The following is a 1,210-nucleotide window of genomic DNA, read 5'->3' as shown; positions in this document are numbered from 1 at the left end:
GGCAACCGGCTGGGCGGTCTGGGCACGCTGCTGGGTGGTGGCCTGGGCCTTCGCGGGCGCCGGGGCGGTCACGCCCAGGGTCTTCTCGACGGCATCGTTCACCATCTGGCGGCTGGGCAGGTCGGTGGGCGCGAACACGGCGGCCAGGTCCTCCTCGGCCTGCTGGCGCGCGGCGTCACGTTCGGCGGCCGGCAGGTGGTCGACGAACGGCGTCAGCGCGTCGAGCAGACGCGCCTTGAACCCCTGTTCGAACAGGTCGGCACGCGTGATGCCGTTGGGCACCTCGACGCCCGGGGCGATGACCTCGTTCTGGGCGGCGATCGCGACGTCCAGGGCCGACTGGCGATGCTCGGCCGTGGGCAGGTTACGTTCGTACGCGTAGGCGCTAAACGCCTGCCCCGTCGGCGTGTTGTCGAACCGCTCCAGCAGCTCGTCCTGGCGCGGGGCCACCTCGTGCCAACGCAGGTCGCGGTCCTCGGCGGCTTGCAGGCGCTCGTCGAGCTGCGGGGTGAGGTCGATGCCGGAACGCTCTTCGAGGAGGCCCAGCGCGTGCCCCTCGAACTGCAGGTAAATCGACGCGTCCGGGGTGTCGACCGGGCGGGTCTCCCACACCCAGGCCACCGCATCGCGCACGACGGACGTGCGGTGCTCGTCGAACAGCGCTCGCTCGCCACCGGTCAGCCCGGCGGCCAGGTCGGTCAGCAGGTCTTCCGGCATCTTGTCGGTGATGTTGTGCAGTTCCATCGCGTAGTTCGACGGCCACGATTCGGGCGCGTCGACGTGGAACTGTTGGGAGAGGGCGATCGCTTCCGGGCCGCGCCATTCGAGCCCTTGCTCCTGCACCATGGGTTCGAAGAACTTGTGCGAGATCGTGTGGTGGAGCGTGTCCTGCAGGCGATCGGGGACGGTGTGGGCCAGGAAGTGGCCGATGGTGTCGGGGGTCGGGCGTTCGTGCAGCAGGTTCCCGCGCAGCGCTTCAGCCTGGGCCTTCGTCGCCTCGGCGTGCAGGTCACGGTCGAACGCCTCCGAGCCGTCGGTGTAGCGCTGGCGCAGCCAGTCGGCGGTGGGCGAGGCCTGGAACCGTTCCATGTAGCGCTGGAACTCCGCCTTGGACGCGTCGCTGGCGGCCATGGCCGTCAGCTCGAACACGTCCTGAGCGCTGGACTGCTCCAGCGGCTTGGCCGCGGCGGGCGCCGGCGCGGTGCGGGCG

1 protein-coding gene is annotated in these 1,210 nt (G+C 70.6%); it reads right to left on the bottom strand.

The features are described from left to right. A partial coding sequence (locus D769_RS32375) for a hypothetical protein (protein WP_008647628.1) occupies positions 1 to 1,210 on the bottom strand: 1,210 nt, incomplete at both ends.

It is taken from the genome of Cupriavidus sp. HMR-1, from assembly GCF_000319775.1.
GTDB lineage: Bacteria > Pseudomonadota > Gammaproteobacteria > Burkholderiales > Burkholderiaceae > Cupriavidus > Cupriavidus metallidurans.
The sequence above is the reverse complement of the archived record's forward strand: the minus strand, read 5'-3'. Positions and strand labels throughout refer to the sequence as shown.